21 protein-coding genes are annotated in these 21,163 nt (G+C 68.8%); 9 read left to right on the top strand and 12 right to left on the bottom strand.

Annotated elements, in window-relative coordinates; all coding sequences use genetic code 11:
* Positions 1–3: 3 nt before the first annotated feature.
* Positions 4–705, bottom strand: coding sequence for a pyridoxal 5'-phosphate synthase glutaminase subunit PdxT (gene pdxT, locus ACTWLI_RS13170; RefSeq protein WP_445154249.1), 702 nt, complete (start codon positions 703–705; stop codon positions 4–6).
* A gap of 91 nt (positions 706–796) precedes the next feature.
* Between pdxT and ACTWLI_RS13165 the strand changes: the two genes are divergently transcribed.
* From ACTWLI_RS13165 to ACTWLI_RS13155, 3 genes are read left to right on the top strand one after another with little or no spacing between them, the layout of a single operon-like run.
* Positions 797–2,101 (top strand): MurT ligase domain-containing protein, encoded by a 1,305-nt coding sequence (locus ACTWLI_RS13165; RefSeq protein ID WP_445154248.1) that lies wholly within the window; start codon positions 797–799, stop codon positions 2,099–2,101.
* A complete protein-coding gene (locus tag ACTWLI_RS13160; RefSeq protein ID WP_445154247.1) occupies positions 2,098–2,895 on the top strand; it encodes a type 1 glutamine amidotransferase in 798 nt (265 codons plus the stop codon). Before ACTWLI_RS13165 ends, ACTWLI_RS13160 begins: the two co-directional genes overlap by 4 nt.
* Positions 2,873–3,388, top strand: a complete 516-nt coding sequence (locus ACTWLI_RS13155) for a GNAT family N-acetyltransferase (protein WP_445154246.1) — start codon at positions 2,873–2,875, stop codon at positions 3,386–3,388. Before ACTWLI_RS13160 ends, ACTWLI_RS13155 begins: the two co-directional genes overlap by 23 nt.
* On the opposite strand, the gene ACTWLI_RS13150 is transcribed toward ACTWLI_RS13155, so the two are convergent.
* The 3 genes from ACTWLI_RS13150 to ACTWLI_RS13140 are packed head-to-tail and all read right to left on the bottom strand — an operon-like array spanning position 3,369 to position 6,018.
* Entirely contained in the window at positions 3,369–3,866 is a 498-nt protein-coding gene (locus tag ACTWLI_RS13150; protein WP_445154245.1) for an AAA family ATPase, read from the bottom strand. The two genes, ACTWLI_RS13155 and ACTWLI_RS13150, sit on opposite strands and share 20 nt — an antisense overlap.
* The gene (locus tag ACTWLI_RS13145; protein ID WP_445154244.1) at positions 3,863–4,714 is read right to left on the bottom strand and encodes an alpha/beta fold hydrolase; all 852 of its coding nucleotides are present in this window, start codon (positions 4,712–4,714) and stop codon (positions 3,863–3,865) included. Before ACTWLI_RS13145 ends, ACTWLI_RS13150 begins: the two co-directional genes overlap by 4 nt.
* 2 nt (positions 4,715–4,716) lie before the next feature.
* Complete coding sequence (locus ACTWLI_RS13140; RefSeq protein ID WP_445154243.1) at positions 4,717–6,018, bottom strand: CapA family protein; 1,302 nt, start codon at positions 6,016–6,018, stop codon at positions 4,717–4,719.
* Between the two features lie 81 nt (positions 6,019–6,099).
* On the opposite strand from ACTWLI_RS13140, the gene ACTWLI_RS13135 reads away from it, so the two are divergent.
* A complete protein-coding gene (locus ACTWLI_RS13135) occupies positions 6,100–8,112 on the top strand; it encodes a M3 family metallopeptidase (RefSeq protein ID WP_445154242.1) in 2,013 nt (670 codons plus the stop codon).
* A gap of 208 nt (positions 8,113–8,320) precedes the next feature.
* Here the strand turns inward: ACTWLI_RS13135 and pdxS are convergent, their stop codons facing one another.
* The 6 genes from pdxS to ACTWLI_RS13105 all read right to left on the bottom strand — a co-directional run bounded on the left by pdxS (position 8,321) and on the right by ACTWLI_RS13105 (position 16,742).
* Entirely contained in the window at positions 8,321–9,247 is a 927-nt protein-coding gene (pdxS, locus tag ACTWLI_RS13130; RefSeq protein WP_445154241.1) for a pyridoxal 5'-phosphate synthase lyase subunit PdxS, read from the bottom strand.
* A gap of 219 nt (positions 9,248–9,466) precedes the next feature.
* Positions 9,467–10,105: a phosphatidylinositol phosphate synthase gene (gene pgsA / locus ACTWLI_RS13125; protein WP_445154240.1), complete on the bottom strand. Its 639-nt coding sequence runs from the start codon at positions 10,103–10,105 to the stop codon at positions 9,467–9,469.
* Entirely contained in the window at positions 10,098–10,742 is a 645-nt protein-coding gene (locus ACTWLI_RS13120) for an HIT family protein (protein ID WP_445154239.1), read from the bottom strand. The genes pgsA and ACTWLI_RS13120 overlap by 8 nt, the downstream gene beginning before the upstream one ends.
* Positions 10,743–10,756: 14 nt before the next feature.
* On the bottom strand, positions 10,757–12,763 hold the full coding sequence (gene thrS, locus ACTWLI_RS13115) for a threonine--tRNA ligase (protein WP_445154238.1): 2,007 nt from the start codon (positions 12,761–12,763) through the stop codon (positions 10,757–10,759).
* A 125-nt stretch (positions 12,764–12,888) separates the two neighbouring features.
* A complete protein-coding gene (locus ACTWLI_RS13110) occupies positions 12,889–16,416 on the bottom strand; it encodes a DNA polymerase III subunit alpha (RefSeq protein WP_445154237.1) in 3,528 nt (1,175 codons plus the stop codon).
* Positions 16,413–16,742, bottom strand: coding sequence for a DUF6504 family protein (locus ACTWLI_RS13105; RefSeq protein ID WP_445154236.1), 330 nt, complete (start codon positions 16,740–16,742; stop codon positions 16,413–16,415). Before ACTWLI_RS13105 ends, ACTWLI_RS13110 begins: the two co-directional genes overlap by 4 nt.
* Positions 16,743–16,925: 183 nt before the next feature.
* On the opposite strand from ACTWLI_RS13105, the gene ACTWLI_RS13100 reads away from it, so the two are divergent.
* Complete coding sequence (locus ACTWLI_RS13100) at positions 16,926–17,312, top strand: hypothetical protein (protein ID WP_056739095.1); 387 nt, start codon at positions 16,926–16,928, stop codon at positions 17,310–17,312.
* Between the two features lie 37 nt (positions 17,313–17,349).
* Here ACTWLI_RS13100 and ACTWLI_RS13095 read toward each other — a convergent pair whose 3' ends face one another.
* Positions 17,350–17,676 carry a chorismate mutase gene (locus ACTWLI_RS13095; RefSeq protein ID WP_445154235.1) on the bottom strand — a complete coding sequence of 109 codons (327 nt, stop codon included), beginning with the start codon at positions 17,674–17,676 and terminating at the stop codon, positions 17,350–17,352.
* Positions 17,677–17,690: 14 nt separating this feature from the next.
* On the opposite strand from ACTWLI_RS13095, the gene ACTWLI_RS13090 reads away from it, so the two are divergent.
* The gene (locus ACTWLI_RS13090; protein ID WP_445154234.1) at positions 17,691–18,113 is read left to right on the top strand and encodes a VOC family protein; all 423 of its coding nucleotides are present in this window, start codon (positions 17,691–17,693) and stop codon (positions 18,111–18,113) included.
* Between the two features lie 34 nt (positions 18,114–18,147).
* Here ACTWLI_RS13090 and ACTWLI_RS13085 read toward each other — a convergent pair whose 3' ends face one another.
* On the bottom strand, positions 18,148–18,894 hold the full coding sequence (locus ACTWLI_RS13085; RefSeq protein ID WP_445154233.1) for an SOS response-associated peptidase: 747 nt from the start codon (positions 18,892–18,894) through the stop codon (positions 18,148–18,150).
* Between the two features lie 147 nt (positions 18,895–19,041).
* Here ACTWLI_RS13085 and ACTWLI_RS13080 point away from each other — a divergent pair, with 147 nt between their 5' ends.
* The 3 genes from ACTWLI_RS13080 to ACTWLI_RS13070 all read left to right on the top strand — a co-directional run bounded on the left by ACTWLI_RS13080 (position 19,042) and on the right by ACTWLI_RS13070 (position 21,143).
* On the top strand, positions 19,042–19,299 hold the full coding sequence (locus tag ACTWLI_RS13080; protein WP_445156186.1) for a mycoredoxin: 258 nt from the start codon (positions 19,042–19,044) through the stop codon (positions 19,297–19,299).
* A 123-nt stretch (positions 19,300–19,422) separates the two neighbouring features.
* Positions 19,423–20,508, top strand: a complete 1,086-nt coding sequence (locus ACTWLI_RS13075) for an S-(hydroxymethyl)mycothiol dehydrogenase (RefSeq protein ID WP_445154232.1) — start codon at positions 19,423–19,425, stop codon at positions 20,506–20,508.
* Positions 20,505–21,143, top strand: coding sequence for an MBL fold metallo-hydrolase (locus ACTWLI_RS13070; protein WP_445154231.1), 639 nt, complete (start codon positions 20,505–20,507; stop codon positions 21,141–21,143). Before ACTWLI_RS13075 ends, ACTWLI_RS13070 begins: the two co-directional genes overlap by 4 nt.
* The last annotated feature ends 20 nt before the right edge of the window (positions 21,144–21,163 follow it).

Here is a 21,163-nt window from a genome sequence, read left to right as displayed (position 1 = left end):
GCTTTACGCTTCTCCTCTGATCATTCGAATAAACAGTTCGTGCACCCGCTTCTCCCCCGTCACTTCCGGGTGGAAGGAGGTGGCCAGCAGCTTGCCGGAACGCACTGCAACAATTCTAGCCGTCCCGTCGAGGGATTCCGGGTGGCCGGCGAGGGACGGTTCAACCTTGGCCAGCACCTCCACGCCCGGACCGACGCGCTCGACCCACGGGCCGCGGATGAACACGGCGTGCACGGGATCGACGCCGGCCGCGCCGGCACTGAACTCAAGGCCCTTGAAGTCGAGGTCGGTTTCAAACGATTCGCGCTGCCGCCCGAAGGCGTTCCGCCGCACGGTGATGTCGAGCCCGCCGAATGTCTGCTGCGGGTTGCCGGCCAGGTCGGTGGCCGGGTCCGCGATCTCCTCGGCGAGCAGGATCATCCCGGCGCAGGAGCCGTAGACGGGCAGCCCGGAGCGGATGGCATCACGCAGCGGGTCACGGAGCTCAAAGATCCTGGCGAGCTTGTCGATCGTCGTCGATTCCCCGCCGGGAATGATCAGGCCGTCCAGGCCGTCCAGTTCGGCGGGCCGGCGGATGCCGATGCCGGCAGCGCCGGCGGCCTCCACCGCGTGCAGGTGTTCGCGGAAGTCGCCCTGGAGAGCCAGGACGCCGATCCGCAGGCCGGAGCCCACGCGGGAGCCGGGCGCAGAAAGGGGGGTGGTCATCATGCCAGCATAGTGCTCGGCGGTGCCGGGAGGCGCACCCGGGCCGGCCCCGGACCGGGTTCCATGCCGCTGCTGGGATATATTACAAAGCATGCTCTACTTCAGCGTTCCGCTCGGCAAGCTCGTCCGCCGGGTGTCCCGGCTCCGGGGTGGAGGCTCTGCCCTCCCCGGCCTTGTGGTCGAAAAAATCGACCCGGGGTTCATGCAGCGGACGCTCGCCACCCTCCCGCTCGGCGTCGCCGTCGTCAGCGGCACCAACGGCAAAACCACCACCACCAAGATGGTCGTGGAACTGCTGGAGAGCCAGGGACTGAAAGTCTTCACCAACCGCACCGGCAGCAACTTCACCCGCGGCGTGGCCGCGGCGCTGCTGGGCGAGGTTGACTGGCGGGGCCGGCTCGATGCAGATATCGCCGTGCTGGAGCTCGATGAGGCCCACGCCGTGCACTTCGTCAACAAGGTTCCGCCGCGCTACTGCCTGCTCCTGAACGTGCTGCGCGACCAGCTGGACCGGTTCGGCGAAATCGATAAGACCGCGGAACTGCTGCAGCGCATTGCCTCGAAGACCACCGGCACCGTGGTGCTCAACCGCGAGGACCCGCGGGTGGCGCGGATCGCCGACACCCTCGGCCAGGGCGCGGCCAACGCACCGCAGGTACGTTACTTCGGCCTGGACGACTCGTTGCTGAGCACGTTCCCCAACGATGACGAGCTGCGCGCCGCGCCGGGCAGCCCGGTGCCGGCGGCGCCGCCCAAGCCGGCCGCCGACGTCGTGCTTCGCCGGGTAGGCGCCGACGATGCCGACTTCGAATACGACGGGGCCACGGTCGGCACGCACATGCTCCTGCGCGGCGTTTACAACATTTTCAACGCGGCGGCGGCCCTTACCCTCGCCCGGGCCATCGGTGGCCGGGACGGAGCCGCACCCGACAACGGGCGCCTGCTGGCGGCCCTGGCCCGCGTGGCGCCGGCGTTCGGCCGCGGGGAGAGCCTGGTGGTGGACGGCCTGCCGCTGGACCTGGTGCTGGTCAAAAACCCCAGCGGCTTCCGGCTGGGCCTGAAGTCCTTCCCGGCGGCCGGCTACGCCACGATGATTGCCATCAACGACAACTACGCCGACGGCCGGGACATGTCCTGGCTGTGGGACGTGGAGTTCGACACCCTGCGTGAGGGCGGCGTGGACCAGCTGTCCGGCTCCCGCGCCTACGACATGGCGCTGCGGCTGCAGTACGACGACGTCGCCATCGGCGCGGTGGACACCGAGATCGCCCCGGCGCTGGCCGCCTTCATCCGCGGAGCCAAAGACAAGCCCAAGCGGATCTTCTGCACCTACACGGCCATGCTCGCTATCCGCCGCGAGCTGTCCAAAATCACCACAGTGGAGGTGGTCTCATGACCCCGGCGTCCCCCGAAACCCCGGACGGGCTCTCCTTCGGCCACGAACTGCCGCCGGCGGACTCCGCCGTGCCCGGCAAGGGCACCATCCGCGTGCTCCAGCTCTACCCGCGCGACATGAACATCTACGGGGACTGGGGCAATGCCCTGGTCCTGGCCCAGCGGCTGCGCTGGCATGGCTACACCCCCGAGCTGCTGGAATACAACGTTGGCGACGAGTTTCCCGACGGCGTCGACCTGATCGTCGGCGGCGGCGGCCAGGACAGCGGTCAGCTGGTGATCCAGGACGATCTGCTCACCCGCGGGCCCCTGCTGAAGGGCCTCGCCGAGGACGGCCTGCCCATGCTGGTGATTTGCGGGCTCTACCAGCTCTTCGGGAAGTTCTTCAAAACCCGGACGGGAGCGGTGATCCCCGGGATCGGCGTCCTCGACGTGGAGACCCACGGCACGGACGAACGGCTGATCGGCAACGTGTCGGTCTCCTCCCCCGAATTCGGGACCGTGCTGGGCTACGAGAACCACAGCGGCCAGACCACGCTGGGCCCGGGCGTCACGCCGCTGGGCACCACCGCCAAGGGCACCGGCAACAACAGCAGCGACGGGCAGGAGGGCGCCCGCTACCGGAACGTCGTCGCCAGCTACCTGCACGGTTCGCTGCTGCCGAAGAATCCGGCACTGGCGGATTTCCTGATCAAGACGGCGGCGGAGCGCAAGTTCGGCAGCTTCACGCCCGGCGCGCCGGACGACACGTACGCCGTGCTGGCCCGCGAACATGCCGCCCGCCGTCCCCGCTGACACGCAGGCACACCGGTCCGGGGCCATCGAGGTAGCCCGGGACGACCCGGCGCGGACCGACGTCCTCGGCCTGCTGGGCGAGCACCTCGCCGACATGTTCGCCACGTCGCCCGCCGAGAGCGTGCACGCCCTCGATCCCGCGGCGCTGGCGGGCCCGGACATCACCTTCTGGACCGCGCGTCCGGCCCCGCACGGCAGCGGGCAGCTGCTCGGCTGCGGGGCGCTGAAGGAACTGGACCCCGGCAGCGGCGAAATCAAATCCATGCGGACCGCGCAGCACGCCCGCGGCCGCGGCGTCGCTGCCCTGCTGCTGGAGCGGATCCTCGCCGAAGCCCGCGCCCGCGGCTACCGGCGGGTGTTCCTGGAGACCGGCAGCCAGGACTACTTCGCGCCCGCCCGGCGGCTCTACGCCCGGCACGGCTTCACGGTCTGCCCGCCGTTCGGCACCTACGCAGCGGACCCGAACAGCGTGTTCATGGCCCGTCAACCCTGAGGATCCGCACCCCTTCCGATTCGTCCGGTTCCTCGAATATGCCCGCCAGATGGCGGACCGCTGCCTCCGTCAAGGGGTGGGTGCCGGGTTCCGCCGCCAGCGTCCGCAGGAGGGTCCGCTCGATGGCGACGCCGAGAGGCGTCTGGACGTGGTGCAAGACGGCCCCGAACCCCGCCTCCCTGGCGTTGTCCCGCCACCGGGCCCGACGCTCACGGTTCCACTGGTTCCAATCAAGGACGACGTCGGTCCCGGTCCGCAAGACCTGGACGGCAATATCCCACATCAGCACTTTGCACTCTTCAGCGCGGCGTGCGTACTCATCGGAAGCGTAGTGCAACCCCGGATGGAGCCGCAGCATCCAGTCGTCGAGGCTGAAGCGCACCGCCGGAAGCGTGGCTTCGAGCCGCTTGGCCACCGTCGTCTTGCCCGCACCGTTCAACCCGCAGAGCAGATGGACGATGGGCGCCGTCGTGCTCATTGTCCGGCGTCAGCACCGCGCAGCAGCGCCGCAAACTCCGCGGGCCGGGTGGCAGGCCACCAGTGGCCGCTGTCCACCCTGACCACCTGCAGGTCATCCACCCAGGCCTGCAGCCCGTCGACCAGGTCCGGGCTAAGGAAGGGATCCCTGGCCGGGGCCACGACCTGCACCGGGAGGGTCACCCGCGCGGCCGGCGGCCAGTGCCGGCCGGAGCGGAAGTTGGCCCGGTAGAGCGCCAGCCCGCGGACCGGGTCGTTTCCCACGCCGCGCTTGGCGGTCCGCTCGTAGCGCCGGGCCAGCACCAGCCGCCAGGCGGCCTCGGGCAGCACCGGGACCAGGAAGGCGGCGATGTACCAGCTCCGTAGCAACTGCCCGGCCAGCTGCGGCCAGGCCCGGGGGTTGCGCACCCGGGAGCGCACCCAGCGGGAGTAGTGGCGCAGATCGGGCCCGGAGACGGAGGTGTAGCGGCTGATCCGGCCGGCGGCCCGCGGATCCTGGACGGCGGCCCAGCCCTGGATGGAGCCCCAGTCGTGGCCGACCAGGTGCACGCCGGCGACGCCGACGGCGGCCAGCACCGCAAAGAGGTCGTCCACCAGGGTGGCCAGGCAATAGTCGCCGGGTGCGGCGGTGACCGCGGACGCGCCGGCGTTTCGGGTGTCGTACGCGATCACGTGGTGCGTAGCGGCCAACTCCCTGACAGCGGCGGCGAACACCCTGTGGTCGTCCGGGTAGCCATGGACCAGCAGCAGCGTCGGCACAGCCGGGCCCGGCTCCGGGCCGTACTCGTAAACGGCCAGTTCCGCGCCTGCAGCCGTGACCGTCCGCCGTCGTTCCTGCAGCGTGTCCACGCCTAGCGTTCCTTGGTGATCAGCAGTTCGTGCGCCCCGGCGGCGGCCGCACCCATGGACTCGACGACAGTCCGGGTCCGCGTTCTCGTCGCGGCGTCCGCGGCGGCACCGGCGCATGGACCCTGCGGGGCGTCGGAGGCGACCGAACACCACCGGTAGGGGTCCCGGACGATGACGGACGGTACCCAGCCCAGGTCGGAGGCGGACCACTTGCCGGCGGCGTCCTGGCTGAACTGTGCCCGCACCAGCAGGCCCTCGTTGTTGACCACATACCAGGGCGAGAGTTCGGTGACGCCGTTGCCCAGCCCGTAGGCGATCCAGGTCCCCTTATAGCGTTCGATCGGCAGGACCGAGTGGGTGTGGTGGCCGTAGATCATGGTGAACTGGCCGCTGTCCACCAGGGCGTGCGCCACGCTGCGCTGCTCGGCGTTCGGCGCGCTGGCGTACTCATCACCGGCATGCATGACGCCGAGCACGATGTCGGCCCCGAGCGCCCGCGCCTTCCTGGCCTTGGCGATCATCGCGGCCGGGTCGAGCATGTCCACCTGCCAGGCGTGCTCCGGGAGCTGCCCGTTGAGTCCGTAGGCGCCCTCGATCACGGCGATTTTGGCCGCGGGGGTCTGCAGGATCATCACCTCGCGGGAGTCGGCTTCGCTGCGGTAGGAGCCGGTGTGCTGCAACCCGGCGGCATCCAGGGCGTCCAGGGTGCGGACCAGCCCCGCCGTCCCCTGGTCGATCGTGTGGTTGCTCGCGGTGGTGCAGGCCTGGTAACCGACCTGCTGCGCGGCCGTGATGATCTGCGGCGGCACATTGAACGACGGGTAGGCGGAGAACGGCCCGGTGGGGCTGGATACCGGCGTCTCCTGTTGGCAGATCGCGAGATCGCTCTTGGCAATGTAGCGGCGCTGGCCCGCCAGCAGCGGCTCGAAGTCCAGTCCCTTGGCGCCGGCGGCGAGGGCGTCGGCGCGGGCCTGCTCCCAGAGCTGCGTGTGGACGAGCATGTCGCCGGTCACCAGGACGGAGGCGCAGCGGACTCCCGGGCACGCCGGGCCCTTCCCCGGCGTCGGGGTGGGCGACGGGCTTGGGGTCGGGGTCTCCGCCGCGGCTCCGGGCGTGGACTGGCCGCCCGGCCCGGCCCCGGCCGTCGCGGCTGTGTCTTTTCCTGCGGATGCACCCGCGGAGGCACCCGGGGATTCCGCACTCGGGTTTGAGGCCAGGCCGCAGGACGCCAGCAAGGCGGCAAGGACGAGTGCCGCCGGTCCGGCCAGCAGCCGGCCGGACCGGAAGGAGGTGATGGTTCGCATTCCGCTATCGTACGGTGGCCGGGGTCACAACACGCCCACCATTCCGTTGTGTACGCCCGCCGTGCATGAAAGAGTTATTTCATGACTAACCCGCTCCTGAGCCCCAGCCCCCTGCCGTACCAACTGCCGCCGTTCGCGGACATCGAGGTCCCGCACTACGCCGAAGCCGTCGAGGCCGGCCTTGCCGAACACCTCGCGGAGATCCAGGCGATCGTGGACAGCCCCGAACCGGCGTCGTTCGAGAACACGGCGCTGGCGATGGAACGGTCCGGCCAGCTGCTGCAGCGCGCGGCGGCGTCCTTCTTCACGCTGGTGTCCGCCGACGCCACCGACGCCATCCGCGAACTGGAGACCAGCCTTTCCCCGAAGTTCTCGGCCCACCAGGATGCGGTGTACCTCAACCGTGGCCTCTACGAACGCTTCGCAGCCATCAGCACGGACCGGCTCGACGCCGAGTCCCGGCGGCTGGTGGAGGAGTACCTGAAGGAGTTCCGCCAGTCCGGCATCGGGCTGGATCCGGCCGGCCAGGACCGGCTGAAGGCCATCAATGCCGAACTCTCCACCCTGGGCACCGAGTTCGGCCAGCGGGTGAAGGAGGGGATGAAGTCCGCCTCGCTGCTGCTGGACGACGCCGCCGACCTCGCCGGTCTGCCGGCGGACGACGTCGCCAGCGCCGCCGAGGCGGCGCGCACCGCCGGCCATGAGGGAAAGTTCCTGCTCACGCTGATCCAGCCCAGCAACCAGCCTGCGCTGGCCGCGCTGGAAAACCGGGAAGTGCGGCGGCGGCTGTTCGAGGCCTCGACCGGTCGCGGCAGCGGCGGCGACAGCCTCGACGTGTTGGACCTGGTCAAGGACATGGTCCGGCTCCGCGCCGAGAAGGCCACACTGCTGGGCTTCGCCAACTTCGCCGAGCTCAGCGTGGACCAGCAGACCGCGCCGGACTTTGAGGCAGTCCAGGCCATGATGAACCGGCTCGCCCCTGCCGCCGTCCGCAACGCCGACGCCGAGGCGGAGGCCCTGGCGGAAATCGCCGGTCACCCCCTGGAGGCCTGGGACTGGGCCTATTACGCGGCGAAGGTGAAGCGGGAGCGCTACGCCGTGGACGAGCAGGCGCTGCGGCCCTACTTCGAGCTGGACCGGGTCCTGAAGGACGGCGTCTTCTTCGCCGCGAACGCCCTGTACGGGATCACGTTCCACGAACGCACCGACCTGGCCGGTTACCACCCGGACGTCCGGGTCTGGGAAGTGAAGAACTCCGACGGCACCGACCTGGGCTTGTTCCTGGGTGACTACTACACCCGGGAGAGCAAGCGCGGCGGCGCGTGGATGAACTCGCTCGTGGAGCAGTCCGGGCTGCTGGACAACCGGCCCGTGGTGATCAACAACCTCAATATCTCCAAGCCGCCGGCCGGTGAGCCGACGCTGCTGACCCTCGACGAGCTGCGGACCACCTTCCACGAATTCGGCCACGCCCTGCACGGGCTCTTCTCCGCCGTCACCTATCCGCGTTTCTCCGGCACCTCCGTGCCGCGGGACTTCGTCGAGTACCCCTCCCAGGTCAACGAGATGTGGATCATGTGGCCGGAGGTGCTCGCGAACTACGCCAAACACCACGCCACCGGAGAGCCACTGCCGCAGGAAACCGTGGACAAGCTCGAGGCCGCCGCACTGTGGGGCGAGGGCTTCGGCACCACCGAGTACCTCGGCGCGGCGCTGCTGGACCTGGCCTGGCACGTCCTGGACGGCTCGGACATCCCGGAGGACGCGCTGGAGTTCGAGGCCAAGGCCCTGGCCGCGGCCGGGGTGGCGCACAGCCTGATCCCGCCCCGCTACCGCACCGGCTACTTCCAGCACATCTTCGCCGGAGGCTGGTACGCGGCGGGCTACTACTCCTACATCTGGAGCGAAGTGCTCGACGCCGAGACAGTGGAGTGGTTCAAGGACAACGGCGGCCTCACCCGGGCCAACGGCGACTTCTTCCGCGCCGAGCTGCTCTCCCGGGGCAACAGCCGCGACCCGCTGGAATCATTCCGTGCCTTCCGCGGCCGCGACGCCGGACTGGAACCGCTGCTGCAGCGCCGCGGCCTGGAGTAGGTCGCTTAAGAACAATCGACGGCGGCCGGCCACCGGAAAGGGTGACCGGCCGCCGTCGTATTCATCAGAAGCGCAAGGCGCCGGGCGGTGTGATCCGGCAGCGTGCGTAAAAGGGGCCCCGCGCCCCGGCCAGCCGCTTAGCTGCGAACAAGGCGCGGGGAATAGCACGCAGAGGATCAGCGCCGTCCGGCGCCCTCAACAGCGCGAGTTACCAGCCGCGCTCGGCGAGGCGGTGCGGCTGCGGGATTTCGTCGACGTTGATGCCCACCATGGCCTCGCCCAGGCCGCGGGACGCCTTGGCGATGACGTCCGGGTCGTCGAAGAAGGTGGTGGCCTTCACGACGGCGGCGGCGCGCTGGGCGGGGTTGCCGGACTTGAAGATGCCGGAGCCGACGAAGACGCCGTCGGCGCCGAGCTGCATCATCATGGCGGCGTCGGCCGGGGTGGCGATGCCGCCGGCCGTGAAGAGCACCACCGGGAGCTTGCCGGTGGCGGCAACTTCCTTGACCAGTTCGTACGGGGCCTGCAGTTCCTTGGCGGCGACGTAGAGCTCGTCCTCGGGCAGGGCGGCCAGCTTCAGGATCTCGGCGCGGATCTGGCGCATGTGGGTGGTGGCGTTGGAGACGTCGCCGGTACCGGCCTCACCCTTGGAGCGGATCATGGCCGCCCCCTCGTTGATGCGGCGGAGCGCTTCACCGAGGTTCGTGGCACCGCAGACGAAGGGAACCGTGAAGTTCCACTTGTCGATGTGGTTGGTGTAGTCGGCCGGGGTCAGGACCTCGGACTCGTCGATGTAGTCGACGCCGAGGGACTGCAGGACCTGCGCCTCGACGAAGTGGCCGATGCGGGCCTTGGCCATGACCGGCACGGACACGGCATCGATGATCTTGTCGATCATGTCCGGATCGGACATGCGGGACACGCCGCCCTGGGCGCGGATGTCGGCGGGAACGCGCTCCAGCGCCATCACGGCCACGGCACCGGCGTCCTCGGCAATGCGGGCCTGCTCGACGTTGACGACGTCCATGATGACGCCGCCCTTGAGCATCTCCGCCATGCCGCGCTTGACGCGGCTGCTGCCCGTAACGTTCTTGGCGGACGCGCCGGCTTCGCTGCTTACATCAGGTGTAGACACAAAAACCCCTATGGGTAGATAGATGACCTCGCCGGGGCGCGGAGGGCACGCGGATCGGAATCTCGCATACTCGCTCGCACACACCGGATTACCGGGAACCATTGGCCGGTAAGGGTAATACTAGTCCCCCGCCGCGGAGGGTTTGAATTCCGGTTACGGTCCCTCCCGCCGCGGAAAGCGCCCCGGGAGGGGCCCGCTAGGAAACGGCGGGTGCGGCGCTCAGGCCGCCGGCTCGCTCGCGGTTCCCCGGTGTTCGTCCTGTGCCTGGCGGTGCACCGCGGTGATGCGCTGCACGACGGTGACGAAGCTGGCCAAAGCCAGCAGGCACAGGGTGGCGAACAGGACCACGGTGGGCAGGCCCAGCCCGGTGAAGCCGGTGACCACCAGCACCGAGACGAGCCGCTCGGCGCGTTCGGCGATGCCGACGTTGGCGTGGAAGCCCAAGGCCTCAGCCTTGGCCCGCGCGTAGGAGACCACCATGCCGAGGACCAGGCAGAGCAGCGCCGCGACGGCGATCGCCGTGTCCGCGCCGCCGGTGAAGAACCAGATGGCGACGCCGGCAAAGAGGGCGCCGTCGGCGATCCGGTCCAGGGTGGAGTCCAGGAAGTTGCCCCAGCGGCCGCCGCGGTCCTGCAGCCGGGCCATGATCCCGTCGATGACGTCGGAGAAGATGAACGCGGTGATGAACAGGGTCCCCCACCACAGCTCCCCCAGCGGGTAAAGCACCAGGGCGCCGACGACGACGCCGGCGGTCCCCACGATGGTGACCGCATCCGGGGAGACGCCGATCCGCAGCAGCCAGCGGGCGAACGGGGTGAAGAGCGCGGTGAAGAATCCGCGGGCGTGCTTGTTAAGCATCCGTCGCACCGGCCGGCATCTGCCCCGTGTTGCTGCCCTGGTCGCCGCCCCGCTCATTGTTCTGGGGCCAGGCGTCGGCGACCTGCTGGCGGACCTCGCCCAGGGTCTGGGTGATGGCCTTGGTCTGGGCGATGATCGGGAAGAAGTTCCCGTCCCCGCCCCAGCGCGGCACGACGTGCTGGTGCAGGTGGCCGGCGATCCCGGCGCCGCCGGTGACGCCCTGGTTCATGCCGAGGTTGAAGCCGGTGGGGTTGGCGACCTTGCGCAGCACCCGCATCGCGGTCTGGGTCAGGTCCGCAAACTCCGCGGTCTCCTCCACCGTCAGGTCGGTGTAGTCCGGGATGTGGCGGTAAGGGCAGACCAGGAGGTGGCCCGGGTTGTACGGGAACAGGTTCAGCACGACGTAGCAGGACCGGCCGCGGAACACGATCAGCGAGTCGTCGTCCTCGCGCTCGGGCGCGACGCAGAACGGGCAGTCGTCCGGATTCTTGAACTGGTGCTGGCCGCCCTTGATGTACGCCATGCGGTGCGGAGTCCACAAGCGCTGGAACGCGTCCGGCACCCCGGCCAGGCCAAAGTCGTCGGTCACGCCGTCGTCGCCCGGGTAGCCCGGGACGGCGCCTGTGGTCTCCTGCACGTGCTGCTCCCCCGCTAGCTGGTCCGGTTGCGGACGGCGTCGACGATCCGGCTCACGGCTTCCTCCACCGGCACCCCGTTGTCCTGGCTGCCGTCGCGGAAGCGGAAGGACACGGCACCGGCCTCGGCGTCGTCGCCGCCGGCGATCAGCACGAACGGGATCTTGTCCTTGCTGGCGGTGCGGATCTTCTTCGGGAAGCGGTCCGAGGAGATGTCCACCTCGGCCCGGATCCCGGCAGCCTTGAGCTTGTCGACGACGTCGAACATGTAGTCGTTGAACGCCTCGGCGACGGGGATGCCCACCACCTGCACCGGCGCGAGCCAGGCCGGGAACGCCCCGGCGTAGTGCTCGGTCAGGACACCCATGAAGCGCTCGATCGAGCCGAACAGGGCGCGGTGGATCATCACCGGGCGCTGGCGGGTGCCGTCGGCGGCCTGGAACTCGAGTTCGAAGCGCTCGGGCAGGTTGAAGTCCAGCTGGATGGTGGACATCTGCCAGGTCCGGCCGATCGCGTCGCGGGCCTGCACCGAAATCTTGGGACCGTAGAACGCCGCTCCGCCCGGATCCGGGACCAGCTCCAGCCCGGATTCCTCGGCCACCTCGGCGAGGGTCCGGGTGGCTTCCTCCCAGATCTCATCCGAGCCGACGAATTTCTCCGGGTCCTTGGTGGAGAGCTCGAGGTAGAAGTCGTTGAGTCCGTAGTCCTTCAGCAGGGCGAGGACGAAGTTCAGCGTGCTGGTGAGTTCGTCCTTCATCTGCTCGCGGGTGCAGTAGATGTGGGCGTCGTCCTGGGTCATGCCGCGGACCCGGGTGAGGCCGTGAACGACGCCGGACTTCTCGTAGCGGTAGACGGAACCGAATTCGAAGAGCCGCAGCGGCAGTTCGCGGTAGGAGCGGCCGCGGGAACGGAAGATCAGGTTGTGCATCGGGCAGTTCATCGGCTTCAGGTAGTAGTCCTGGCCGGGCTTGCGCACGGTGCCGTCCTCGTTGAGTTCCGCGTCGATGTGCATGGCGGGGAACATGCCCTCCCGGTACCAGTCCAGGTGCCCGGATACCTCGTAGAGGTGGCCCTTGGTGATGTGCGGGGTGTAGACGAATTCATAGCCGGCGTCGACGTGCCGCTGGCGGGAATAGTCCTCCATAGCCTTGCGGATAATGCCGCCCTTGGGGTGGAAGACCGGCAGGCCGGAGCCCAGCTCGTCCGGGAAGGAGAACAGGTCCAGTTCCGCGCCCAGCTTGCGGTGGTCGCGGCGCTCGGCCTCGGCGATCCGCTCCTGGTAGGCCTTGAGCGCTTCCTTGGTCGGCCAGGCAGTGCCGTAGATGCGCTGGAGCTGCTTGTTCTTCTCGCTGCCGCGCCAGTAGGCGGCCGAGGAGCGGGTCAGGGTGAAGGCGTTCGAGATCAGCTTGGTGTTGGGCAGGTGCGGCCCCCGGCAGAGGTCGCACCAGACGGTGGCGCCTTCCTTGCGCTCGACATTGTCGTAGATGCTCAGCTCGCCGCCGCCGACCTCCACGGACGAGCCGTCGGCGTCGGAGCCGGCACCCTTCAGGCCGATCAGTTCCAGCTTGTACGGCTCGTTCTTCATCGCCTCGCGTGCCTCGTCCTCGGAGACCACGCGGCGTACGAACTTCTGGTTCTGGTTGATGATCTTCTGCATCATCTTTTCCAGCTGGCGGAGGTCTTCCGGGGTGAAGGGCTCCTCGACGTCGAAGTCGAAGTAGAAACCGTCGGCGATGTAGGGGCCGATGCCGAGCTTGGCGTCGGGGCGCAGCTGCTGCACGGCCTGCGCCATGACGTGGGCGGTGGAGTGGCGCAGGACGTTCAGGCCGTCCGGGGAGTCGATGGTGACCCCTTCGATGGTGGCGCCTTCAGGCAGCGGCTGGTCGAGGTCTTTCAGCTCGCCGTTGACGCGGGCCACAACGACGTCGCGGCGCTCAAAAAAGAGTTCCGCGCCGGTGGTCCCGGTAGTCACCTTGGTCTCTTCGCCGTCGACGAGAAGGGTGATCTGCTGGGCATCTGACACGGGTGTCTCCTATTCAAAGTTAAGGCTTCGTAGCTTGTGGCGTACGGGGACCACAGCCAGCCTCGTCCATGCTATCGGGTTCCGGAGGGGCCAACCAACGCAGGCTGGCGGGGAAAATCCGCCCGTCAGCCGCCGAACCCGGTGATGGCAAGGTTCCGCCGGATCCCGTCCAGCGGTCCCGGCACGGTCACGTCGGCGGGGACCGGCGACGCTGCGTCACCGGGTTCGGCGCCGGCGGAGCCCGCGGGCGCAGGGAAGGGCAGGGTGTCGGTGCGGCTGAGGTCCCAGGCCATCGAGGCGCTGATGCTGATGCCGCGCGGCCCGGTCCGGCGGGTGGTGCCGCGGATCAAGAGCAGCCGGGTGCTGAACAGCAGCGGGCCGGCCTGCTCCTGGGCCTCGTGGAAGAAGACCGAATCCACGCAGCCGGTCCCGTCGTCGATGCTGATGAACACCACCCGGCGGCCGCCGCGCATCGGCGGGGTCTGGGTGGCAACCCGCACCCCCGCCACCAGCACCTCGGTGCCGTTGCGCAGGCCCAGCAGCTTGTCCGCCGTCGTGACTCCCAGCCGGTCCAGCAGGGGCCGGTGGCTGGACATGAGGTGGCTGCTGACATCCACGGCCATCAGGTCGAGTTCGGCCCGGACGGTCTCCACCAGGGTGGGGGCCGGCAGCCCGGCCTTGATGTTCTTGAGTTCGACGTCACCCAGGGGCAGGGCCAGCTGTCCCTCGATGACCTCGGCACCCTTGCGGTGCGTTTTGCCCTGGAGCTGCTGCAGGTGCTGGACCAGGTCTGCCCGGTTGGCGCTGCCTCCCGAGCTCCGGTGCAGCGAATCGAAGGCGCCCAGTTGGGCGAGCCGCTGGATACTCGGTTTGCTCAGCCGGGCCCGGGCTCGCAGGTCCGCCAGCGAGTCGAAGGGCTGCCCGGCCACAATCCGCTTCAGCTCGGCGCCGGAAAGCCCGAAAATCCCGTTCAGGCTCAGCCTGATGCCGAGCCTGCCCCGGTCCGGGCCTGCTTCCACCCGTTCGACCCGGTATTCGGCCTGGCTGCGGTTGATGTCCAGCGGGAGAATGGGAATTCCCAGCCGCCGGGCCTCGGCCACCAGCAGCCGCTTGGGATACATGCCCGGATCGTGTTCCCAGAGCCCGGCGAGGAACGCCTCCGGGTGGTGGGCCTTGAGCCAGGCCGACTGGTAGGTGGGCACGGCGAAGGCGGCGCCGTGGGCCTTGCAGAACCCGAAGCTGCCGAACGCTTTGAGCGTCCCCCAGACCTTGTCCACCACCCCGGGGGCGTAATTCCGCGCCCGGGCTTCGCGGCGGAAGAATTCCTCCACCTTGGCTTCCAGCACCTCGTTGCCCAGGGCGCGCCGGAATTCATCCGCCCGGGCCAGCCCGCAGCCGGTCATGATGTCGAAGGTTTTGAGGATCTGCTCATGGAAGACGGTGACACCGTGGGTTTCCTGGAGCACGGGCTTGAGGTCGGGGTGCGGAAATACCTCCGGCGCGAAACCATGCCGGTGTTCGAGGAACGGCCGGACCATGTCCGATTTCATCGGCCCCGGCCGGAACAGCGAGATGTCAATGATGAGGTCGTTGAATTCCCGGGGCGCCAGCTTTCCGATCAACTCCCGCTGGCCCGGGGACTCGATCTGGAAGCAGCCCAGGGTATGGGTGCTGCGGATCAGCTCGAAGGTGGGTTCGTCGTCGAGTGAAACCGCGTTGAGATCGATGCGGCCGTCCGCGGCGATGAAGTCCGGTCCGGTGCCGTCGGGTCCGGCCGGGTGGCCGCCCGCGGCCATGACCTCGGCCTTCGACGGGTGCAGCCGCACCACTTCACGGACGGCGAAAGCCATGGCGCTCTGCATGCGGACACCCAGGACATCGAGTTTGAGCATGCCCATCGGATCCATGTCGTGCTTGTCGAACTGGCTCATCGGCAGGCCCAGGCCGCTGGGCTGCACCGGGGTGCGGTCCAGCAGGGTCGCGTCGCCCAGGATCACTCCGCAAGGGTGCATCGAAATGTGCCGCGGCAGCCGGTCGAGCCGTTCGGTCAGGTCCACCAGCAGGTCCAGCTGCTGGTTTTCGCCAAGGTCGCGCTGCTCCACCCGGCCGGCGAACTCCTTCAGCTCGGGTTTCTCCACCAGGGCCTCGCGGAAGTTCCGCGCCGAGAACCGCCACAGCTGCTTGGCGATCTCGTCGATGTCCCCGCCGTCCATGCCCAGCGCCAGGCCGGCGTCGCGGACGGCGCCGCGGGCCCGGTAGCCGTTCTGCATGCTCATCAGGGTGACGCGTTCGGCGCCGAACCGCTCGAAGATTTTCCGGTAGACGTTGTGGCGTTCGGCGCTTTCGACGTCGATGTCGATGTCCGGCAGCGTGGCGCGGTCCCGGGAGAGGAAGCGCTCGAAAATGAGGTCGTGCTGCAGCGGGTTCACCTGGCTGACGCCGATGAGGTAGTTGACCAGGCTGGAGGCTCCCGAACCGCGGGCGGCTGCCCGGACCCCCATGTCCTGGATCATCCGGGACACCTCGGCGACGGTGAGGAAGTAGGACGCGAAACCCAGGTTGTCGATGATCCTCAGCTCGTGTTCCAGCCGGGCGCGCAGTTCTTCGGCCTGCCGTCCGGCGATCCCGGGGAAACGCGCGGTGATGCCCGCCTCGCAGCGCCCGGTGAGTTCGACGAGCGGGTCGCCCGCAATCCCAATCACCGAGGCCTCCGGTACTACCGGTTGCTTCCAGCCCATGTCAGCGGCCGGGTCCATCCGGCAGCGGTCCGCGAGCGCCTCGGTCTGGGCGAGCAGGCTTTTCAGGTCCGCGGCGCCATAGCCGGCGGCGTGCATGATTTCCCGGCCCAGCTGCTGCATCTGCCCTGCGGATTTCAGCCAGGCCTGTCCGTTCGGTTGCAGCAGCGGGGCCGCGGCGAGTTCGGGCAGGGACTTCAGGGTGCGTGCGGAATCCAGCACGTCCGCCGTTGCGGCTCCGTCTTCGGCGCAGTACCGCACGGCGTTGCTCAGCACGGCGGGTACCGCGTGTTCGGCCGCGAGCTTGAGCATCCGCACCGCGTGCGCGGTGCTCAGCGGCTCACCTGGCGGGCTGAGCTGCGAGACCACCTCGGCGGCGACGGTTCCCGGCGGCATGGCGTCCAGCCAGCGTTTGAAGAGGGTGCGGGGGCGCAGGTAGCGCCGCCCGGTCATGGCGCGGCCGACGTCGGAGTCCGGACCAAGCAGGACGGTCAGGACCGGCTTCAGGGTGTGCTGGTCCAGGGTGCGGGAGGCCAGTTCCGCCCGGGTCACCGCGACGGGCACCGTGCCGCCGGCCTTGCCGGTGGTGCGGGCATGGGCGTCAGAGACCAGCCGGCACAGCGCACGGTAGCCCGCGCCCTGGTTCTGCCCGTGCGCCAGCACGACGACGCGGCCGCCGGGCTGGGCGCGGAAGTCGCCGTCGTCGTCGAAGACCGCAAGGTCCACGCCGACGACGGCGTCCAGCCCCGCGTCCATGCAGGCCTTCAGGTGCTTGACCGTGCCGTACAGGCCGTCGCGGTCGGTGCAGGCGAGCGCCGTGGCACCGTCGGCCGCGGCTGACGCTGCCAGTTCCTCCGGCCAGGAAACCCCATAGTGGGCGCTAAAGGCGGTGGAGACGTGCAGATGGGTGAAGCTCATGCCGATTCCGTTTTCCGGACCGGGCGGAGGGCGTCATGGATCCGCAGCAGCCGCCAGCGGCCGCTGCCGGTGTGGCGGCTCAGGTCCAGGGTGAGTTTTTGCTCCGGGTGACCGGCCCCGCGGACCTGGATCCGCCAGATCTCGTGGTCCACCAGCCCTGCCCCGCCGCCCAGGGGAGCCCGCATTTCCTCCACCCACCATTGCCGCCGCTCGAACCAGCGGACCGGTTCGGCGCAGACGTCATAGTGCCGCCCGGCCCATTCCAGGGACCGGGGCTGGCCTGCGGGCGTGCAGTCGACGTCCACCGACTCACTGAACATCCCCATGACGCCTCCCGGACCCGCTGGCCGCTATACCGGCCTGAACAAAGCTTTCCCCGGGCCGTTCCCGGGTAGGGCACAGGACCGAGTATTCGAATATATCTTCGAACGCTTCCAGTCTACGCCCGGGCCGGGACAAAACCTAGATCGGGGGTGGACGGACGCAGGCGCAGGTAGCAGGATTGAGCCATGAGCTCCCACAGCGCACTCCTGAAGCACGTAAGTATCGCCGCCAAGGATTCAACCTTGGTGGCGAAATTCGATATTGACGGGAATATCCCCAGTTCGGGGGCGTATGTGGTGGGGCTGGTGGCGTCCACCCCGGACCATTCCCATCAGCGCCGGATGGAAATCGAGTTCATGAACGGCGAGGCCGTGTCCTTTTTCTGCTTCAGCCATGACGGCACGGAGGAGAACTTCGACCTCAAGGGGGTGGAGCATTCCGGCAACACCATCACCGGGAACTTTCCGCTCAGTACGGTGATGGGCCTGACCAAGGGCCACCTTATGACGGCCTACAGTGACTGCGACGGCCGGGACTACCAGGCCAACGTGCCGGTCGAAGAGGCCCTGTAGCCTCCGGGGACCGCGTCGCGGCGGATCCTGCCGCGGGTCAGTTGCCGGCCTTGTAAACGTCCAGTTCAAGCCGGGTGAACGCCGCGATCATCGCCTGGTACGTCTCCGTGACGATTTCAGGGTCGATGTCTTTTGCCTCCGCGGTGGCCTTGACGTGCTCAAGGACCCGCTCCACCCGTCCCGGTGCCCGCACCTCGGCGCTGTCGGCCTTGAGCGTCCCGGCGATGCGGATCAGCCGCTCCCGGCGGCCGATCAACGCGACAATCTGCTCGTCCACCTCGTCGACCGCCACCCGCACGGCTGCGAGCTGGTCCTTGTCGGCCTGGGCGTCTTTGGCGTCACGATGGGATGTGGACATGCCCATGACAGTATCGAAAGATGCAACCACGAGTCGACTTCATCTCACTGGGCGTCCGCAGTGTCGACGCCTCGCGCCGCTTCTACGTCGAGGGGCTCGGGTGGCCGGTCCACCGCGAGGTTCCCGGCGATGTGCTCTTCCTGCAGGCCAACCACGGCCTGATTCTCTCGCTCTGGGACGCGGGCCAGATGCAGGCCGAGGCAGCCACCGACGCACCCGCCGGGGTTCCCTGCATCACCCTGAGCCACAACGTGGGCAGCGCCGCGGAGGTGGACGAGGTCCTGCGCCAGGCGGAGGCTGCCGGAGCCGTCATCGTCGCGGCGGCCAGGACCCAGCCCTGGGGAGGCTACACCGGCTACTTCGCCGATCCTGACGGCTTCCGCTGGGAGGTGGCCTTCAATCCCACCTGGACGGTCGACGCCGACGGCCGGGTGACGGTCTAGGCCTCCCGGCCAAGCGGCCTCGGCCGGATCCGCGCTAGAACAGGCTTCCCACGGGCTGGATCAGCTCAGGCGAATCGTTCTTGACGTTCCCGACGGCGGTGCCGACGGCGTCGATCGTCCAGCCCTCGGCAACGTCATGCGCGTTGGCCCGCACGATCCCCACGAGGGCGGCCGCGTCTTCGGCCTGCGGATCCAGCCAGGTCTCCATGGTCCGGCGGTCCATCGGCAGCGGAACCCGGTCGTGCAGGGCCGTCAGTTCCGCAAGCATCCCGCCCGCGTAGCCCTCCGGCGGCGAGTCGGTGGTCAGGATCGACGTCGAGAGCAGCCAGCGCTCCGGGTCCCCCTCGGCCTTCGACGGGTCCTTCCACCATTCATAGAGCCCCGCGAAGACCACCGGGCTGCCGTCCTTCGGGTGCACGTAGTACGGCTGCTTTCCCCGGCCTTCGCCCTTCCACTCGTAATATCCGTCGGCCGGCACGGCACAGCGCCGCGAGCGGGTGGCCTTGCGGAACGCAGGCTTCTCCAGCACGCTTTCGCTGCGCGCGTTAATCATCTTCGAGCCGATACCGGGGTCCTTGGCCCAGGACGGCACCAGGCCCCAGCGGGCGATGTGCAGCTGCCGGACGGGGGCCCCGTCCACCAGCCGCTCCAGCAGGATCGGCACATCGGCGGTCGGGGCGACATTCCACGACGGCGGGATCACCACTTCCTCTTCGAGTTCGGCGTCGAATTCGGCCAGCAGGTCCCCGACCGCACGGGCCATCACATAGCGTCCACACATGGCACCAGCATGCCACCGGGACGGGGTCCCGGACAGTATCTGCGGGAATAGCGGCCAACGGGTTACGGTTATGGGCAATGACGTATGACCTTCATCGGCGCCCTGCGCTTCGCCCCGGCGCCGCCGACCAGCCCTAAGGAGAACTTCGTGGACTTCACCCCCGATTCCGGCACCATCACCATGTTTTCGACGACCTGGTGTGGCTACTGCAACCGGCTGAAGAAGCAGCTGGACGCGCAGGGCATCGGCTACACCGAGATCAACATCGAGGAAGTCGAGGGCACCGCCGAACTCATTGAGCAGCTCAACGGTGGCAACCGGACGGTTCCTACCGTCCTGTTCCCGGACGGCACCGCCGCGACCAACCCCTCCGCGGCCGAGGTCAAGAGCCGCCTCGCGGCGTAGGAACCCGTTCAGCACACCCCAACACCACGTACGGCGCGGACTGCCGGCTCACCCCAGAAGTCCGCGCCGTACCGTTTCCCGCCAGCTTCCGGCGGGGAGACGGCGATGAAAAGGAGCTATCCCATGGTCCACAAAGTCAAGGGCGCGATCGTCCGGTCCAAGAACGCCCCGGTCACCCTGGAGACCATCCTGGTCCCGGATCCCGGGCCCGGCGAGGCCTTGGTGGATATCCTCACCTGCGGCGTCTGCCACACGGACCTGCACTACAAGCAGGGCGCCATCAATGATGACTTCCCCTTCCTGCTGGGCCACGAAGCCACCGGCGTGGTCAGCGCCGTGGGCCCCGATGTCACCGCGGTGGCACCCGGGGACCGGGTGGTGCTGAACTGGCGCGCCGTCTGCGGTGAATGCCGCGCCTGCCGCCGCGGCGAACCGCAGTACTGCTTCAACACGCACAACGCCACGCAGAAGATGACCCTGGAGGACGGCACCGAACTCACCGCCGCGCTCGGCATCGGCGCCTTCGCCGAGAAGACCCTGGTGGCCGCTGGGCAGTGCACCAAGGTCGACCCCGACGCCGATCCGGCCGCCGTCGGTCTGCTCGGCTGCGGCGTCATGGCAGGCCTCGGCGCCGCCATCAACACCGGCAACGTCGGGCGCGGCGATTCCGTGGCCGTCATCGGCTGCGGCGGCGTCGGCGTGGCAGCCGTAGCCGGCGCAGCGCTCGCCGGCGCCACCACCGTGATCGCCGTCGACATCGACGCCAAGAAACTCGAACGCGCCAAGGAACTCGGCGCCACCCACACGGTGGACTCCTCCGCCGTCGACCCGGTTGAGGCGATCCGCGAACTGACCGGCGGTTTCGGCGCCGACGTCGTGATCGACGCTGTCGGGCGGCCCGAGACGTATAAGCAGGCCTTCTACGCCCGCGACCTCGCCGGCACCGTCGTGCTGGTGGGGGTCCCCAGCCCGGAGATGACCCTGGAGCTGCCGCTGCTGGACGTCTTCGGCCGCGGCGGCTCGCTGAAGTCCTCCTGGTACGGCGACTGCCTGCCCTCCCGTGACTTCCCGATGCTGATCGACCTGTACCGGCAGGGACGGCTGGATCTGGACGCCTTCGTCACGGAGCGGATCACGATCGACCAGATCGAGGAAGCCTTCGAGAAGATGCACGCCGGTTCCGTGCTCCGCTCGGTGGTGGAGCTGTGAGCGGGGCCGGCGTACGGATCGACCAGCTGGTCACCTCGGGCACGTTTTCGCTCGACGGCGGCACCTGGGACGTCGAGAACAACGTCTGGATCGTCGGCAACGACACCGAATGCGTGGTGATCGACCCGGCCCACGACGCCGCGGCGATCGCGGACGCCGTCGCCGGCCGGACCGTCACGGCCATCCTGCTGACCCACGGCCATGACGACCACATCGCCGCGGTGGGCGAGGTCCGGAACCTGGTGGGCGCGCCGGTTTACCTGCACCCGGACGACTGGATGCTCTGGGACCGGGTCTTCCCGGGCACCGAGCCGGACCACGCGATTTCCGACGGCGAGACGTTCGACGTCGCCGGCGCCCGGCTGGTGGCCCTGCATACCCCCGGCCACTCCCCCGGTTCCGTCAGCTTCCGGCTGGAGAGCGAGGGGACGGTCTTCACCGGCGACACGCTGTTCCAGGGCGGCCCCGGCGCGACCGGCCGGTCCTTCAGCGACTTCCCCACCATTATCGAATCCATCAAGACCCGGCTGCTGACGCTGCCGGCGGACACCGTGGTGCGCACCGGCCACGGGGATTCAACGACGGTGGGCGCAGAGGCGCCGCAGCTTGAGGAATGGATCGCGCGCGGCCACTAAGCCACCTGTTGCCGTTGCCA

Source organism: Arthrobacter sp. Hor0625, assembly GCF_052567525.1.
The sequence above is the reverse complement of the archived record's forward strand: the minus strand, read 5'-3'. Positions and strand labels throughout refer to the sequence as shown.